The following is a 17,020-nucleotide window of genomic DNA, read 5'->3' on the forward strand; positions in this document are numbered from 1 at the left end:
TCGCTCGACTTGCATGTATTAGGCATGCCGCCAGCGTTCGTCCTGAGCCAGGATCAAACTCTCCATAAGAGAAATTCGATTAGCTCGAGTTTCATTTGCTGGCATCAATTAAGATACTCATTTTGTTTGTGTCAACGTTAGGTGCACAAACTGTATTTCGTTAACGTTTTGCTGTTCAGTTTTCAAGGTTCATCCGGTTGATCTCTCGTAAGAGGCAACTTTCTAATATTAACATCTCATCGTTTCGTTGTCAACACTTTTACTTAAAAAGTTTTTCTTGTTAAGTTTGATGTTTTCGCAACTGCTTGATGCGACGCTTATAAATATACCACCGCTTTTATGAGAATGCAAGCTTTTTTATCATTTCTTTTAAATAAACATTAGAAACCCCGTACCTACAACATTAAACGGATATGAAGCTACTACATTATTGTACAGTAGTGACGCATACCCGCATAATTTCTCTTACTTCCCACATTATTCACGTGGTTATTCTATTAAAAGATTTTAACGATGGAGATCTTTCTATTAGATGTTAGATCGGTATGTGTGCCTGTATCCAGAATCTTAACGATAGGACGCAAGGGGAAATCACGGTGTAAGTAAATCACTTCCGCTATCTCATCAGTCGTTAGTTTCACCTTTGTTCCAATGGCCAGCTTGTTGATCAGTTCGTGAAGTACTTCAATTACCTTCATATCAAACTTACCAAATTCCTCTTCCCTCATTAATTCGATTACTTTAAAAGAACTTTCCTTCTGCCTGTACGGTCTTTCGGATACCATAGCGTGATACACGTCCGCAACAGATAGTATTTGAGAGATTTCCGTAATCTCCTGTCCTTTCAGTCCTCTTGGATAACCACTACCGTCAAAGCGCTCATGATGCTGCAAGATGGCCACTTTCATTTCCTGACGTACTAATGAAGAGTCATTGACCATCTGAAAACTGTGAATGACATGTTTTTTTACTTCACTTAATTCTTCACTCGTTAGGAAAGCTACTTTGTCAATAATGTTTTCATCGATTTTTGCCATACCACTGTCTGCCAGTACGCCTGCTATACCAATTTGAAGTACTTGCCCTCTTGGATATCCCATTGCTTCACTTACTAAAGCTGCGAGGATGCCCACACTGATGGAGTGATGTGCGCGATAGCTTTGCAATGTAGAAAACTCATTTAGTCTTCTGACATATTCTTTATTCTCTAAGAATGCTTGAATTACAGGTAAAACAATTGTGCGCACTGCCGCAACGTCCAATTTCTTGCCTGATCTATAACTAGCAAATTCTTTTCTGTATGATTCTACTGCTTCGTCGTATAGCGTTTCCAAAGACCTTGATTTTGGAGTGATGCTTTGTTTCATCAGTTTTTCTACCTCTGGAGTTAATTTCACTTCCGTAATTTGCTCTGTAGGTCCTTGTTCAGTCTTGCCGAGTGCCTTTGACTCGACCAACACGCGGGTAATGCCAAATGAATGGAGGATTTCGAAATGCTCTAGCATTAACTTGGTGTCTTTCAACATAATTGGGTTTCTTGTATTGGCATACAAATGCTCTTTTAGATAACTACCCGGTCTTAGTTCACTTACTTCTTTGTAAACATCCATCACTCTCACCTAATTTCTTCTTCGCTCTATCTATTATCATATAATATTCTCAATTATATGGATAGATACCTGAGTAATTTTTCCTACTAAAAGCAAAAAAAGTTATTGAAGTGACGTATTACGCCTCTTCAATAACTTTTCTTTATTCTTCTGAGTCTGTTCTAGCATCTAAGTCTGAATCTGGTTGTACCTCTTCAGGTACCTCCAGGTGGACTTCTAGTTCATCATCTAGCTCATCTTCAGGATCTTCATTCTTTTCTACCTTTGCGACTGTTGCTACACGTTCCTCGTCAGCTAATCGAATGAGGCGTACACCTTGTGTAGATCGACCAAATATAGAGATATCGCCAATAGACATACGGATTAAGATCCCGTGAATCGTAATTAACATCAAATCTTCTTCACCGTTAACCGACTTCATCGCGATAATACCGCCATTTCGATCCGTCATATGCATTGTTTTCAATCCATAACCGCCACGTGATTGAGATCGGTATTCACTTTCAGGTGTACGTTTACCGTATCCTTTTTCAGTAACTACCAGAATATCATCTCCTGCATCTACGATATCCATACCAATTACCTCATCCTCTTGACGCAGTCTGATACCACGTACACCAGCAGCAGTTCTGCCGAGCGGACGGATACTTTCTTCGTCAAAGCGAATCATCATGCCGTGTTTTGTACAGATCGCAATATCTGACGTTCCATCAGTTGATCTAACAGAGATCAGTTCATCATCTTCACGCAATCCTAATGCAATCAAACCATTCGCACGAATATTGGCATAGTCCATAATCGACGTTCGTTTAATAACACCTTGTTTTGTTGAGAAGAATAAATAATGATCTTCAGTAAACTCATCGATTGGAATCATTGCCGTAACCTTTTCACCTTTTTGGAAGTCAAGCAAGTTAATAATCGGCAATCCTTTGGCAGTTCGGCTGTATTCAGGTACTTCATAGCCTTTTTTACGGAATACACGGCCTCTGCTCGTAAACAGTAAAATCGTGTCATGCGTAGATGTATTGAGTAAGTGCTCTACAAAGTCATCTTCATTCGTGCCCATACCTTGGATTCCACGACCGCCGCGTTTCTGACTACGATACGTATTAGCAGGCAGACGCTTAATATATCCTTGGTGAGTTAATGTCACAATGGAGTTTTCCACTGGAATTAAGTCTTCATCTTCAAGCATTTCAGAACCGCCAAGCATAATCTCTGTTCGACGTTCGTCCGCAAAACGCTCTTTAATTTCGCTTAATTCTTCACGGATAATTTCAATTAACTTCAGTTCATCCGCTAAAATTGCACGTAATTCAGCAATAAGTGTCAGCAATTCTTGGTATTCGGACTCGATTTTGTCTCGTTCCAGTCCAGTCAAACGTTGCAGACGCATATCTAGAATAGCTTGGGACTGTCGATCAGACAGCTCGAACGTCTCCATCAAGTTCGCTTTCGCTTCAGCCGTTGTCTTAGATGCACGGATTAAGGCAATGATCCGATCAATATGATCAAGCGCTATACGTAATCCTTCCAAGATATGTGCGCGGTCTTCCGCTTTATTCAAATCGAATTGTGTACGGCGGCGAATGACTACCTTTTGGTGTTCTAAGTAGTGATATAAAATTTCCTTCAAGGATAATACTTTTGGCTGCTTGTCTACCAGAGCTAGCATATTGATCCCAAAACTAGTCTGCAAGGCAGTTTGTTTATACAGATTGTTCAGTAATACGTTGGCATTGGCATCTCGTCGTACTTCGATAACAATACGCATACCGGTACGGTCTGATTCATCTGCCAAGTGTGTAATGCCGTCAATCTTCTTATCGCGTACGAGCTCGGCAATTTTCTCGATTAACTTCGCCTTATTTACTTGGAAAGGAATTTCATGGACAATAATTGTTTCACGACCATTTGCAGCCGTCTCAATTTCTGCTCTTCCGCGGATGATCAATGAACCTCGTCCCGTTTCATAAGCACGACGAATACCACTACGCCCAAGAATCATACCGCCAGTTGGAAAATCGGGACCCGGAATGATTTCCATCAGTTCTTCAGTTGTGATTGCGCTATTCTCTGCCAAAGCAAGTACAGCGTCAATTGTTTCACCTAGGTGATGCGGTGGGATGTTTGTTGCCATCCCTACAGCAATTCCTGATGTACCGTTTACCAATAAGTTTGGATAACGACCTGGCAAGACGGCAGGCTCTTTTTCCTGCTCATCATAGTTTGCCTGGAAGTCGATTGTGTTTTTATTGATATCACGTAATAATTCCATTGCAATACGGGACATACGAGACTCCGTATAACGCATTGCAGCTGCTCCATCGCCATCAACAGAACCAAAGTTACCATGTCCGTCTACTAGCATGTAGCGATAACTAAAATCTTGAGCCATCCGTACCATCGTGTCATATACTGCACTGTCGCCGTGTGGATGGTACTTACCAATAACGTCCCCTACGATACGTGCCGACTTTTTATGCGGTTTTTCCGCAGTGATGCCCAAATCATGCATAGCATACAAAATGCGGCGATGTACGGGTTTCAAACCATCACGAACATCTGGAAGCGCACGAGAGACGATAACGCTCATCGCATAGTTCAGAAATGAAGTTTTCATTTCTGTATTAATATTAATTTCCTGCACTCCGCCTTTTGGCAAGTCTGCCATGTTGTCAAGCTCCTTTCACCACTTACGTCTATAAGTTCAATCGTTGCTAAATAATCTATTTACGTGTAATCAAGTATCGATATTTTGTACGTAAACCGCATTATCTTCAATGAACTTTCGGCGTGGCTCTACTTCATCACCCATTAGTTCTTCAAATGTTTCATTCGCTTCTACTGCATCATCCATACGGACCTGCAGGAATGTACGTTTATCAGGATCCATTGTTGTTTCCCATAGTTGCTCAGGATTCATCTCACCCAAACCTTTGTATCGTGTGATATCTGGCTTTGGTGAGGCAGGCATACTTCTTAGAATTTCCTGTAACGTCTCTTCGTCATAACAATACTCTTCTCTTTTTCCTGAACGTACACGATAAAGTGGTGGCTGTGCAATATATACATAGCCGGCTTCAATTAGCGGACGCATGAAACGGAAGAAGAAAGTTAATAGTAACGTACGGATATGGGCACCATCCACGTCAGCATCTGTCATGATCACAAGCTTATGATAACGTGCTTTAGCCAAGTTGAATTCAGGTCCGATCCCTGTACCAAGTGCTGTAATGATCATACGAATCTCTGCGTTCCCAAGAATACGGTCCAAACGTGCTTTTTCTACATTGAGGATTTTCCCTCGTAATGGCAGGATCGCCTGGAAGTGACGATCACGGCCATTCTTTGCAGATCCCCCCGCAGAGTCACCCTCAACGATATACAATTCACTGATAGCCGGGTCCCTTGAAGAACAATCTGATAGTTTTCCTGGCAAACTGGAGATTTCCAATGCCGATTTACGGCGTGTCAATTCACGAGCATTCTTCGCAGCCATACGTGCTCTTGCCGCCATCGTACTCTTACCAACTACTTGACGTGCTACTACTGGGTTTTCAATTAAGAAACGTTGCAGTGCTTCGGAAAACAATGAATTCGTAATTGTGCTAACTTCTGAGTTACCTAACTTTGTCTTTGTTTGACCTTCGAATTGAGGATCAGGGTGTTTGATGGAGACGATAGCCGTTAGTCCTTCACGCACATCGTCCCCTGTTAGATTGTCTTCTGACTCTTTCAGTAAGCCATTTTTACGTGCATAGTCGTTAATTACACGAGTTAATGCAGTTTTGAAACCTTGCTCGTGTGTTCCACCTTCATACGTATGAATATTATTCGCGAATGACAATAAATTTTCACCGTAGCCGCTATTGTATTGCATAGCGACCTCAACAGTAATACCATCGCGTTCGCCTTCTGTATAAATTGGATCTTCAAAGATCGGCTCTTTATTTGCATTCAAATGCTGGACGTATGATTTAATTCCACCTTCGTAGTGGAACAATTCCGATACAGGTTCTTCGCCACGTTCATCGGTAATGGTAATACGCAAACCACGATTCAAGTATGCAAGTTCACGCAAACGTGTTGCTAATATGCTGTACTCGTATACCGTTGTTTCCGTGAAGATTTCAGAATCCGCTTTGAAACGGATTGTAGTACCTGTTTCATCCGATTCACCAATGACTTCGAGCTCCTTTGAGACAGGGCCTCTAGAAAACTCAATTGCATATAATTTTTTATCCAGTTTAACATAGACTTCTGTCTTCTCTGACAAAGCATTGACGACTGAAGATCCTACGCCGTGCAAACCACCGGATACTTTATAACCACCGCCACCAAACTTACCGCCTGCGTGGAGTACAGTCATGATGACTTCAACGGCTGGTCTACCCGTTGATTCCTGAATGCCAACTGGAATTCCACGGCCATTATCGGATACTTTAATCCAGTTGTCTTTCTCTATTGTTACTTCAATATGATCGCAATAACCTGCAAGAGCTTCGTCAATACTATTGTCTACTATTTCCCACACGAGATGGTGAAGCCCTTTTGAACTCGTTGTCCCAATATACATACCAGGACGTTTACGGACCGCTTCAAGACCTTCCAATACTTGTATCTGACTTGCATCATAAGCTGTCTGCGTATCCTTCTCTTCCATTGCCAAGGTGTTCACCTTTCCTTTCCAAAACTATCAAACCGCAACCATTTATTCTCGACGCAAAACCGATCCGTCATGCACTTCAAAAATAGCCGCTTCCTGGATCGTATTATGATCAATTCCTGCGATATTGGTTGTTGTCACAAATGTTTGTACTTGTCCTTGCATTGTACTCAGCAAATGTGACTGTCGGTAATCATCCAATTCCGATAACACATCATCAAGCAATAAAATCGGAGTTTCACCCACTTCTTGTTTTACTAGCTCGATTTCCGCCAGTTTCAAAGAAAGGGCTGTCGTCCGTTGCTGACCTTGTGATCCGTATGTCTGAATATCGTACCCATTGACAAAAAACTGCAAATCATCACGATGTGGACCAACCAGTGTAAGTCCTCGTTCTAATTCGCGTCTTCGCACACTCTTTAACTGATCGGCAAAAATCGTCTCCATCTCTTGAGCAGTCTGCCCATAATGTAGGTCTTTTAAAGTCCCATACGAAACTTCTAGTGTTTCAAGACCACGAGAAATTCCTTGATGAATCGGATTTGCCCATTTCTGTAGCAATTCCATAAAATAAAAACGTTTTCGAATAATTTGAACTGCCACTTGAATATACTGCTCGGTGTAAATATCGAACATAACATCCTGGAGATCCAATTTACCTCGATTCGCTTTTAACAATGCATTGCGTTGCTTTAATATCTTTTGGAAATTGACCAAGTCATGCAAATAGACTCTCGAGATCTGCCCAATTTCCATATCTAAAAAACGCCTGCGCAGCTGTGGACTGCCCTTTACGATATTCAAATCTTCAGGCGCGAACATGACTACATTCATCTGACCGACATACATACTTAAACGGTTTTGTTCCAAATGATTAACTCTAGCCTTTTTTCCCTTTTTGGAAATCGTCAGCTCTATCGGCATATATCCAAATTTGCGTTGGACATCCCCTTCTATTTTACCACACTCTTGTTCCCAACGTATAAGTTCTCGATCATTTGATGTACGGTGGGATTTTGCCATCGCTAATACGTAAATAGCCTCCATGACATTGGTTTTCCCTTGTGCATTTTCACCGATCAGTACATTCATCGTAGGAGAGAAGTTTAATTCCAGAGACTCATAATTTCGATAGTTTGTTAATTTAAGTCGATCAATATGCATCCGACTGTCCAGATTCATCCACTGACAGTTTGAATTTTCCTGCACCCGGGATATTTACCACATCTCCGTCATATAATTTCTTACCGCGTCGTTGTTCTGGTTCCCCGTTTACGTACACGACGTTTTCACCTAAAAACCATTTAGCCATTCCACCTGAGCTAATAACATTCGTCATTTTCAATAACTGGCCTAGCGTAATATATTCTGTATTAAACTGTACTATTTCCATTTTTCATTCAATCCCTCATAAAGTATTCTGTTCCTCTAGTTTACCTAACTTTTTGCAATAAGTAAAAAGGTAGCCAACATGTTGACTACCCTATTACGAGATATTTTCTATAGTTACAGATTAAAACGTTCTAACCGGTAAGATTAATTGTAAAATTGCTTCGCTATCAATTGACTTCAAGATGAATGGGCGCATGCTGCCAGTGAAATGAATCTTAAGATCTTGGCCATCGATTGCTTTCAAGGCATCCATCATATATTTTGCACTAAAAGAAATTTTCAAAGGTTCACCTTCGATATGCACAGCTTCTACCAACTCTTCTACATTCCCGACATCCGGCGAGTTAGAAGAGATTTGCACATGTGGACTACCGTCCGTTGAGAAGTGCACAATATTATTTCGATCTTCACGAGCTAATAAAGATGCACGGTCAATTGCTTGCAACAAGTTTCGTCCATTAATCGTAATAGACGTTTTGTATTCAGTCGGGATCAGACGAGAGGTGTCTGGGTAATTGCCTTCCAGTAGTCTTGAATAGAACAAGACATTGTGGAGCTTAAATAATACTTGCTGATTCGCAATGAAAATTTCTACTGAAGTAGTGTCGTCAGGCAATATCTTGCTTAGTTCCTGAAGACTTTTACCTGGAATAACTGCATTGAATGGTGAGTTTGCTTGAATCTCGGGTGTCACAATCCGTCTAGCCAATCTATGACTATCCGTTGCAATACAATATAGCTCTTGTTCTTTCATAATCCATTGAACACCTGTCAGGACAGGACGTGTCTCTTGTTGGGATACTGCGAATACAGTCTCTCTAATAAGTGATTTCATCAAGTCTGCAGGCATTTCAAAATGCTCCGCATCTTTTACATCAGGCAAAATGGGATATTCATCAGCACTTTGGGCAATAATATGAAATTCAGACTGTCCAGAACGAATATGCGTTTTCATTCCATCACGTAATTCAATCATTACTTCATTTGTTGGGAGCTTGCGAATAATCTCGTTGAATACTTTTGCTTGTAATACCAGTGTACCTGGTTGGATTGTTTGAATGATTTGTGTACCATCCTCTTCTACTGGAATGAAAGTGGATATCGTAATATCCGAATCACTTCCAGTCATCGTCAATCCCTTTTCAGTAATTTCTAATTTGATACCTGTCAAAATAGGTGTTGTCACTTTTGAACTGATCGCTTTGATAACATCGCTCAATCCATCCAATAATCTATCTCTCATAATTTCAAACTGCATATCAATACCTCGCTTATATAATAATAATTAAGTAATTAAATATAGTAGTAATAGTAGTAGGGCCTGTGGATATGTGGAAAAGCCTTTTGAATGTATGAGAATCATAGTTTCCCACATGTGCATAACAAGTGGACGACCTTGCACTACTTGTCCACAGTTATCCACAGGTCATTAGGCTCTTCCTAAAACCTTTTTAATATCCTGGACATCTTGAAGCAATGCTTTGTCTACTTCAAGCTGCTTGGAAATCTTCTCATGCGCGTGAATAACAGTTGAATGATCTCGGCCACCGAACTCTGAACCAATCTTCGGCAATGAGGAATCTGTTAGCTCTCTTGATAGATACATCGCAACTTGACGCGGAAATGCAATAGCCCGAGTCCTTTTTTTCGCTACAAAGTCTTCTAATCTAATATTAAAGTGCTCACCGACTGCCTTTTGGATGTCTAGAATGGATATAATCCGCGGACGGGAGTTTGGAATAATATCTTTTAATGCCTCGGCTGCCAAGTCAGTGGTGACATCTGCATTTACCAATGAAGAGTACGCAACAACGCGGATCAGTGCACCTTCGAGCTCTCTTATATTGGTGTCAATCTGGTTAGCAATATACAGCATGACATCGTTTGAGATGTCGACTAGACCATCTGCCTTCGCCTTTTTACGTAGAATCGCAATTCTAGTTTCCAAATCAGGCGGTGCTATATCTGTAATCAGTCCCCATTCAAAACGGGAACGTAAACGATCTTCCAGTGTGGGTATCTCTTTTGGAGGACGGTCACTGGAAATGATAATTTGCTTTGACTCTTCATGCAATGTATTAAATGTATGGAAGAACTCTTCTTGCGTTTGTTCTTTTCCTGCTAAGAATTGAATATCATCAATTAACAGAACATCTACACTGCGGTAACGATCCCTGAAATCACCGGCTTTATTGTCTCGTATAGAGTTAATAAATTCATTCGTGAATTTTTCAGAAGATAAGTAAACGACCTTTAAGGCTGGGTTTTGCTCCAGTACATAATGGCCAATTGCATGCATTAAATGTGTTTTTCCTAATCCAACTCCTCCATATATAAAGAGAGGATTATAGGCTTTCGCTGGCGCTTCAGCAACTGCCAGTGAAGCAGCATGGGCAAAGCGATTACCTGATCCAATAACGAACGTATCAAACGTGTACTTTGGATTCAGCATACCCGCAGAGTTGACCATAGGTGCTTTCTCTACTGGTTTTGGCTGTGTTTTCGGTAATTTAATATCGTTCTCTGCCATGTCTTGCGGAACAATAAACTCAACGATTCGATCCTCACCTGTCAGTTCAGATAAAATCCCAGTGATCAAATGTACGTAATGTGTTTCAAGCCAATCCTTGGCGAATGAATTTGGAACAGAAATAGTTGCATGTTCAGCTTCATACGTTAATAATTTGGTCGATTTTAACCACGTTTCAAAACTAGGCTTCGAAACTCGAGCTTCGATATTCTTTAATACTTGTTCCCATAAACTCGATAGATTTTCCAATCGTGTGCCTCCTTTACAATAAAATATTAAAAAGCCCGGAATCCGCTTATGCACAGTATCCAGGGCTGTGGATAGAAATTATCGAAACATGTTGAAAAAACTATCCACACTGTATTCACATATGTGGATAAGATCTTGGCTGTAAATTATATACACAACAAAAGCTTTTTAATTGTAACAGGGAAACTGAATATTGACAAGGAGTCCGATGATTTATGCACAATCCCATTAACTGTGCATAAAGTGGTTATCCACAGGTCTGGATATGTGAGAAACTTGTCGACAATTGCCGGATTAAAAAATCCGTAATTTTTACCATCAACAATTCATCCATAGGATAACTTTGCCGCTCTGTGGATAAGTATTTAGTGTGTATGAACATTATTACGTGCGGATCTGAAACGAAGGAATAGAAAAGCATTGACATTCTTTTACTGAATCGCTATACTATTCAAGACTGTCATAGTAGGAAAAGAGACAATCAAAGCAGGAGGTGTCTTACGAAATGAAACGTACATTCCAACCAAATAAACGTAAACGCGCTAAAGTCCACGGCTTCCGCCAAAGAATGAGTTCGAAAAACGGACGTAGAATTTTAGCAGCTCGTCGTCGTAAAGGAAGAAAAGTTCTTTCAGCATAAGGCCACTGACATCAGTGGTCTTTTTTTTAGCTATTAGAGCGATTCCAAGTGACTATCAGGTCTCTTCTATATAGTGGACCGGCAGATTATGACGGTAGAAAATTAAAGCAGGTGTAATTATGAAAAAAAACCAGCGAATTAAAAAAAATAAAGAATTTCAAACGGTATTTAAAAAAGGAAAGTCTTTTGCTAATCGACAGTTTATCGTCTATACCTATAAGAAGGAAGATCAGCAAGAGTTTAGAATTGGTCTATCCGTCAGCAAAAAAGTCGGTAATGCTGTTACGCGTAATAGAATCAAACGCTATATCCGACAATCATTCCTAGAAATGAAAGATGAAGTTAAACCTGATCTAGATTATGTTATTATCGCAAGAAATCAAGCTGCCACGCTCGATTTCCATACGGCCAAAAAAAATCTGCGACATGTTCTAAAAATCGCGAAAGTCTTTAAGTGAAATTAAAGTCTTATCTAGATGTAGAACGATTAAAGCCATCATGTTACACTGAAAAAAACTTTTAAAATGATCTTGCGACTGTTTGGGGGAAAAAATGTTGAAAAAGAAATTAGTGTTCCTTTCACTACTTGTTGTTGTCGCCGTCTTCATGGCGGGTTGTTCGGAATTTAGAGAGCCGATCACAGCAGAGAGTACAGGAATTTGGAACGAATATCTTGTTTGGCCACTTGTTACATTGATTATGAAATTTAAAACATGGCTAGGTACATACGGACTAGCGATTATCGTTGTTACGGCGATCATTCGTACTGCATTGCTTCCATTAATTATTCAACAAACGAAAAGTTCAAAACGTATGCAGGAAATTCAACCAAGACTAAAAGCGTTAAAAGAGAAATATAAATCAAAAGACGCTGTTACACAGAAAAAGTATCAAGAAGAAATGCAACAGATTATGATCAACGAAAAGATTAATCCAGTTGCAGGATGTCTACCGGTTATCATCCAGATGCCAATATTTATTGGTTTCTACCACGCGATCAGCCGGATGAATGCCACACCAACGATTGAGTTAGGAAACTTCCTAGGCGTCGCTCTAGGTTCACCAAGTATTTTATTTGCCGTCATCGCTGGATTGTTCCAATTAACGGTTCTACGTACAGGACCCGCAATGGATAACCCACAAATGAAAATGATGATGTACATCATGCCGTTTATGATCATGGTATTTGGTTCATTCTTGCCAGCAGCACTTGCTTTATACTGGATTGTCGGAAATATCATTTCACTGCTCCAAAACATTTTCATCTATAAGCCGTTCGATAAGCCGAAAAACGTCGAAGTAGTGAAAACAGGAGGGAAAAAGAAATGAAACAACTTACACAAAGGGCAGCAACCGTTGAGCTAGCAATTGAATCAGCTTTACAGGACCTGGGTGTAACAAAAGATCAAGTTGAGGTACAGGTAGTAGAAAATGGCAGGAAAGGTTTTCTCGGTTTTGGCGTAAAACAAGCAGAAGTGCTTGTAACCGTCTTAGAAAAATCGGAGCCAGCTCCTAAACCAGTACAGACGCTTACAGATGACAGCGCAGTATTATCTCCTATAACTGAGGCTACTGAGACAACAGAAGTTGTTCAACAGCCTCAAACTAAAGTAGAGCAATCAGAAACCATTGTGGATGTACAGGAAGCTGAAAGAGTACCTGAAGCTAAAGTCTACAATGAAAAAGAGGCTATTGACGAAACGAAACAGTACATTGAAGACATGGCCAAGGAAATGGGCATTGAAGATTTGGTCATTACGTACGAAACAAAAGGAAAGTACATCAACTTCCAGCTTGAAAGTGAAAAAGCAGCATTCTTAATAGGTAAAAGAGGACAAACGCTTAATGCGATCCAGCAATTAGCGCAACTTGTAGCCAATAAGGTAACAAAGCAATTCAAAATTGTTAGAATAGATGTCGCAGATTACCGTGAGCGCCGCGAGCAATCGCTTGAGCAACTGGCAGACCGCATGGCAGACCGTGCAGTACGTACAAAACGTCAGGTCGCACTTGAGCCTATGCCTTCTTACGAGAGAAAGGTCATTCATAACGCATTGTCACTTAGACTCGATATTGAGACATTCTCCGAAGGAAAAGATCCATACCGACACATTGTCATCAAAGGAATTGAATAAGACTAACCTCGTAGAAACTTTCTGCGAGGTTTTTTAATGCATCTATGCCATAGAGACTTACCATCAACGTACAATACTGAATGTAAACTACTTTCTATGTAAGGGAGTGGAGAGGCTGGCGGCGACACTAGATGGACCCTCTAAACGCGGCCGCATAGAGTGCGAATCTCTACCCTCAAATCACTTCCATTTCTTGGCCCGATTTCCACACCTTAAATTTTTCTTTAAGAAACTTTCTACACTAGAAAGCCTGAAACGACAGTGTTCTTTGTCGACTGCTAGCACATGATAAATTACCGTGACGCTTGGTTCAAAATTCCTGAATTTATCCACATGTTTTAAATTCGTGTGCTAGGAGATTCCGACGATTTATGATAATATAGGTTGTTAGAAAGTAGTATTCGCTATAAAAGATATGCACATGTGCACAACGAAGCCAGGAAGGTGAAAAACTTGCATTTTGATACGATAGCCGCCATTTCCACTCCCATGGGAGAAGGAGCGATTGCCATCGTTCGTCTGAGCGGCGATGACGCATGGAAGATTGCAGACCGTATATTCCAGTCACCTGCGGCGAAACCACTCTGCGAACAACCATCGCACACAATTCATTATGGACATTTGCACGATCCCGCCACTGAAGAATTAGTGGAGGAAGTCATGGTGTCGATCATGAAAGCACCAAAGACCTTCACGCGCGAAGACATTGTGGAGATCAACTGTCACGGAGGCATCACTTCAGTCAATAGAGTACTCCAATTAGTATTGACAGAGGGGGCTAGATTAGCAGAACCCGGCGAGTTTACTAAACGAGCATTTCTTAATGGCCGGATTGATTTATCCCAGGCCGAAGCAGTTATGGATTTGATCAGGGCCAAAACAGATAAAGCCATGAACGTTGCACTCAATCAGATGGAGGGGAAACTATCTCACTTGATTGGTGAATTGCGACAGGCACTACTCGAAACGCTTGCACAAGTGGAAGTTAATATAGATTATCCGGAGTATGATGATGTAGAAGAAGTGACGATCCCTTTGATGATTGAAAAAGGAACGTGGGTAACAAATGAGATCGATGAGTTATTGCGTACATCATCACAAGGAAAGATCTTGCGTGAAGGATTGTCTACCGTAATAGTAGGACGTCCGAACGTTGGAAAATCATCGTTGCTTAATAGCCTAGTGCAGGAAAACAAAGCGATTGTTACTGATGTCGCGGGCACTACCCGTGATATTATAGAAGAGTATGTCAATGTCCGTGGCGTTCCTCTGCGTCTTGTCGATACTGCAGGAATCCGGGAGACGGAAGATATTGTCGAGCGGATTGGTGTAGAACGTTCAAGGAAGGTACTGAAAGAAGCGGATCTTATACTCTTGATGGTGAATAGTTCTGAAGCATTAACAGATGAGGATGAGCGATTGTTTGAAGCTGTTGCTGGAATGGACATGCTCGTTATCGTCAATAAAACAGATTTACCAACAAAGATTGATCTGGAGCGAGTCTATGAAGTAGCAGGAAGAGATCGAGTGATTACTACTTCGATACTGCAAGAGCAAGGTATTACCGAATTGGAAGAAGCGATTGCTGCACTGTTCTTTGAAGGTTCATTGGAATCCAATGACCTGACGTATGTATCCAACGCACGTCATATTTCGTTACTAAAGCAGGCACGTAATACGATTGATGATGCGGTACAAGCAGCACAAGTAGGAGTTCCTATCGACATGATTCAAATAGACGTTACACGCACATGGGAAATTCTCGGTGAAATCATCGGAGATACCGTTCAAGATAGTTTAATTAAAGAGTTGTTCTCAAAGTTCTGCCTCGGAAAATAATGATTTTATAAATGGGAAGGATGAACGAACATGCCACAATTTGAAGCAGGCACGTTCGATTGTATCGTCATTGGAGCTGGACACGCAGGCGCAGAAGCAGCTTACGCATCAGCCAAGATGGGCGCATCGACACTAGTATTAACAATGAATTTAGACATGATTGCTTTCATGCCATGTAATCCTTCATTAGGAGGACCTGCAAAAGGTATCGTAGTGCGGGAAATAGACGCACTTGGCGGCGTGATGGCAAAGGTCATAGACAAAACACATATTCAAATGCGTTTATTGAACACGGGGAAAGGTCCGGCCGTGCGTGCTTTACGCGCACAAGCGGATAAAGTACTGTATCAGCAAGAAATGAAGCGGATACTGGAAGAAGAACCAAATATGACACTTCGTCAAGCAGTTGTCGAGAAATTGATCGTAGAAGATGACGAAATAAAAGGCGTAGTGACACAGATTGGTGCCATTTTCCGTGCAAAGACCGTCATTATTACAACAGGTACATTTTTACGCGGGGAAGTCATCATCGGAGATCTCAAGTACTCGAGTGGACCGAACAATCAAATGCCATCCATTAAACTGGCGGAACATTTGCAAGAACTTGGTTTACAGACGGTTCGATTTAAAACAGGAACACCGCCACGTATTAACAGCAATACGATCGATTACAGCAAGACAGAAATTCAGCCAGGAGACGACGTACCGCGTTCATTCAGCTATGAAACAACTGAATTCATTACGGATCAGCTGCCATGTTGGTTAACGTATACAACTCCGGAAACGCATGAAATCATCAATGAAAACCTTCATTTATCTCCGATGTATTCGGGCATGATTAAAGGAAAAGGACCTAGCTATTGTCCATCCATTGAAGATAAAATTGTACGTTTTGCGGACAAGTCACGTCACCAGATTTTCCTCGAGCCTGAAGGTCGTAATACAAGAGAAGTATATGTGCAAGGATTGTCAACAAGTCTTCCCGAACATATACAGCATCGTCTGATTGCGAGTGTACCGGGACTTGAGAAGGCTGAAATGATGCGTGCTGGCTATGCTATTGAGTACGATTCTATCATTGCGACACAATTATGGCCTACGCTGGAAACGAAAAAAATCAAAAACTTGTACACGGCTGGCCAAATCAATGGAACTTCTGGATATGAAGAAGCCGCAGCACAAGGATTGATGGCGGGAATCAATGCTGCATGCAACGTACTTGGCAAGGAAGAGGTCGTTCTTGGACGTAGTGATGCGTACATTGGTGTACTTATCGATGATTTGGTCACTAAAGGTACAAGTGAACCCTATCGTCTCTTGACATCAAGAGCGGAATATCGTCTCTTGCTTCGTCATGATAATGCTGACATGCGCTTGACGGAGATTGGTTATCAAAACGGAATGATTAGTGAAGAGCGCCACACGAAGTTTTTGGCGAAGAAAGCACAAATCGACGCGGAGATTGATCATTTACGTAAGGTAACAGTGAAACCTACCGAAGAGATCCAGGAGATCATCGCGGCAGTGAATGGAACAGCACTCCGAGAACCAATGAAGGCGGCTGATTTACTGAAGCGGCCGGAAATGAAGTATAGCGAATTGTGTAAAGTGGTTCCACCTCTTGAAGAAATTAACGAAGAAGTGGCGGAACAAGTAGAGATATTCATTAAGTATGAAGGATACATCGAAAAGTCCATGCAGCAAGTGGCGAGAATGAAAAAGATGGAGAATAAGCGGATACCAGAAAACATTGATTATGATGCGATTTCAGGTATTGCGAAAGAAGCAAAGGCAAACCTCAAAGAGGTACAGCCATTGTCGATTGCGCAAGCATCACGTATTTCTGGTGTCAACCCCGCAGATATCTCAATCTTGCTTGTCTATATTGAACAAGGGAAAATCGCAAAAGTATCCGGTTGAGTCTATGACTGGCGCTTAGTAGCGTCAGTCTTT

General features: G+C 41.2%; 13 protein-coding genes and 1 rRNA gene. 6 read left to right on the plus strand and 8 right to left on the minus strand.

Annotated elements, in window-relative coordinates; all coding sequences use genetic code 11:
* The 8 genes from CSV72_RS12035 to dnaA all read right to left on the minus strand — a co-directional run.
* Window positions 1-69: ribosomal RNA gene (locus CSV72_RS12035) — 16S ribosomal RNA — on the minus strand; the annotation flags it as partial.
* 428 nt (window positions 70-497) lie between these two features.
* Window positions 498-1,610 carry an HD-GYP domain-containing protein gene (locus CSV72_RS12040; RefSeq protein ID WP_099678548.1) on the minus strand — a complete coding sequence of 371 codons (1,113 nt, stop codon included), beginning with the start codon at window positions 1,608-1,610 and terminating at the stop codon, window positions 498-500.
* Window positions 1,611-1,752: 142 nt separating this feature from the next.
* Window positions 1,753-4,287 carry a DNA gyrase subunit A gene (gene gyrA, locus CSV72_RS12045; protein WP_099678549.1) on the minus strand — a complete coding sequence of 845 codons (2,535 nt, stop codon included), beginning with the start codon at window positions 4,285-4,287 and terminating at the stop codon, window positions 1,753-1,755.
* Window positions 4,288-4,356: 69 nt separating this feature from the next.
* Window positions 4,357-6,279, minus strand: coding sequence for a DNA topoisomerase (ATP-hydrolyzing) subunit B (gyrB, locus tag CSV72_RS12050; RefSeq protein WP_233191267.1), 1,923 nt, complete (start codon window positions 6,277-6,279; stop codon window positions 4,357-4,359).
* A gap of 48 nt (window positions 6,280-6,327) precedes the next feature.
* Window positions 6,328-7,446 carry a DNA replication/repair protein RecF gene (gene recF / locus CSV72_RS12055; RefSeq protein ID WP_099633757.1) on the minus strand — a complete coding sequence of 373 codons (1,119 nt, stop codon included), beginning with the start codon at window positions 7,444-7,446 and terminating at the stop codon, window positions 6,328-6,330.
* Complete coding sequence (gene yaaA / locus CSV72_RS12060; protein WP_099678551.1) at window positions 7,436-7,675, minus strand: S4 domain-containing protein YaaA; 240 nt, start codon at window positions 7,673-7,675, stop codon at window positions 7,436-7,438. The genes recF and yaaA overlap by 11 nt, the downstream gene beginning before the upstream one ends.
* A gap of 120 nt (window positions 7,676-7,795) precedes the next feature.
* The gene (gene dnaN / locus CSV72_RS12065; RefSeq protein WP_099678552.1) at window positions 7,796-8,932 is read right to left on the minus strand and encodes a DNA polymerase III subunit beta; all 1,137 of its coding nucleotides are present in this window, start codon (window positions 8,930-8,932) and stop codon (window positions 7,796-7,798) included.
* Between the two features lie 171 nt (window positions 8,933-9,103).
* The gene (gene dnaA, locus CSV72_RS12070) at window positions 9,104-10,453 is read right to left on the minus strand and encodes a chromosomal replication initiator protein DnaA (protein WP_099678553.1); all 1,350 of its coding nucleotides are present in this window, start codon (window positions 10,451-10,453) and stop codon (window positions 9,104-9,106) included.
* Between the two features lie 505 nt (window positions 10,454-10,958).
* Here dnaA and rpmH point away from each other — a divergent pair.
* From rpmH to mnmG, 6 genes are all read left to right on the plus strand, one after another.
* The gene (gene rpmH / locus CSV72_RS12075) at window positions 10,959-11,093 is read left to right on the plus strand and encodes a 50S ribosomal protein L34 (protein WP_029054388.1); all 135 of its coding nucleotides are present in this window, start codon (window positions 10,959-10,961) and stop codon (window positions 11,091-11,093) included.
* A gap of 119 nt (window positions 11,094-11,212) precedes the next feature.
* Window positions 11,213-11,551 (plus strand): ribonuclease P protein component, encoded by a 339-nt coding sequence (rnpA, locus tag CSV72_RS12080; RefSeq protein ID WP_099633753.1) that lies wholly within the window; start codon window positions 11,213-11,215, stop codon window positions 11,549-11,551.
* Window positions 11,552-11,645: 94 nt separating this feature from the next.
* Window positions 11,646-12,422, plus strand: a complete 777-nt coding sequence (gene yidC / locus CSV72_RS12085; RefSeq protein ID WP_199168421.1) for a membrane protein insertase YidC — start codon at window positions 11,646-11,648, stop codon at window positions 12,420-12,422.
* Entirely contained in the window at window positions 12,419-13,228 is an 810-nt protein-coding gene (gene jag / locus CSV72_RS12090) for an RNA-binding cell elongation regulator Jag/EloR (protein WP_099678554.1), read from the plus strand. The genes yidC and jag overlap by 4 nt, the downstream gene beginning before the upstream one ends.
* Window positions 13,229-13,681: 453 nt before the next feature.
* On the plus strand, window positions 13,682-15,067 hold the full coding sequence (mnmE, locus tag CSV72_RS12095) for a tRNA uridine-5-carboxymethylaminomethyl(34) synthesis GTPase MnmE (RefSeq protein WP_099678555.1): 1,386 nt from the start codon (window positions 13,682-13,684) through the stop codon (window positions 15,065-15,067).
* Between the two features lie 30 nt (window positions 15,068-15,097).
* Window positions 15,098-16,987 (plus strand): tRNA uridine-5-carboxymethylaminomethyl(34) synthesis enzyme MnmG, encoded by a 1,890-nt coding sequence (mnmG, locus tag CSV72_RS12100; protein ID WP_099633750.1) that lies wholly within the window; start codon window positions 15,098-15,100, stop codon window positions 16,985-16,987.
* Window positions 16,988-17,020: the final 33 nt, after the last annotated feature.

The sequence above is a fragment of the Sporosarcina sp. P20a genome, from assembly GCF_002743175.1.
Classification (GTDB): domain Bacteria; phylum Bacillota; class Bacilli; order Bacillales_A; family Planococcaceae; genus Sporosarcina.

Excerpts from the sequence above, each read along its gene's own strand:
- CSV72_RS12040 (WP_099678548.1), bottom strand. The coding sequence starts at position 1,610 with ATGGATGTTTACAAAGAAGTAAGTGAACTAAGACCGGGTAGTTATCTA.
- gyrA (WP_099678549.1), bottom strand. The coding sequence starts at position 4,287 with ATGGCAGACTTGCCAAAAGGCGGAGTGCAGGAAATTAATATTAATACA.
- gyrB (WP_233191267.1), bottom strand. The coding sequence starts at position 6,279 with ATGGAAGAGAAGGATACGCAGACAGCTTATGATGCAAGTCAGATACAA.
- recF (WP_099633757.1), bottom strand. The coding sequence starts at position 7,446 with ATGCATATTGATCGACTTAAATTAACAAACTATCGAAATTATGAGTCT.
- yaaA (WP_099678551.1), bottom strand. The coding sequence starts at position 7,675 with ATGGAAATAGTACAGTTTAATACAGAATATATTACGCTAGGCCAGTTA.
- dnaN (WP_099678552.1), bottom strand. The coding sequence starts at position 8,932 with ATGCAGTTTGAAATTATGAGAGATAGATTATTGGATGGATTGAGCGAT.
- rpmH (WP_029054388.1), top strand. The coding sequence starts at position 10,959 with ATGAAACGTACATTCCAACCAAATAAACGTAAACGCGCTAAAGTCCAC.
- rnpA (WP_099633753.1), top strand. The coding sequence starts at position 11,213 with ATGAAAAAAAACCAGCGAATTAAAAAAAATAAAGAATTTCAAACGGTA.
- yidC (WP_199168421.1), top strand. The coding sequence starts at position 11,646 with ATGTTGAAAAAGAAATTAGTGTTCCTTTCACTACTTGTTGTTGTCGCC.
- jag (WP_099678554.1), top strand. The coding sequence starts at position 12,419 with ATGAAACAACTTACACAAAGGGCAGCAACCGTTGAGCTAGCAATTGAA.
- mnmG (WP_099633750.1), top strand. The coding sequence starts at position 15,098 with ATGCCACAATTTGAAGCAGGCACGTTCGATTGTATCGTCATTGGAGCT.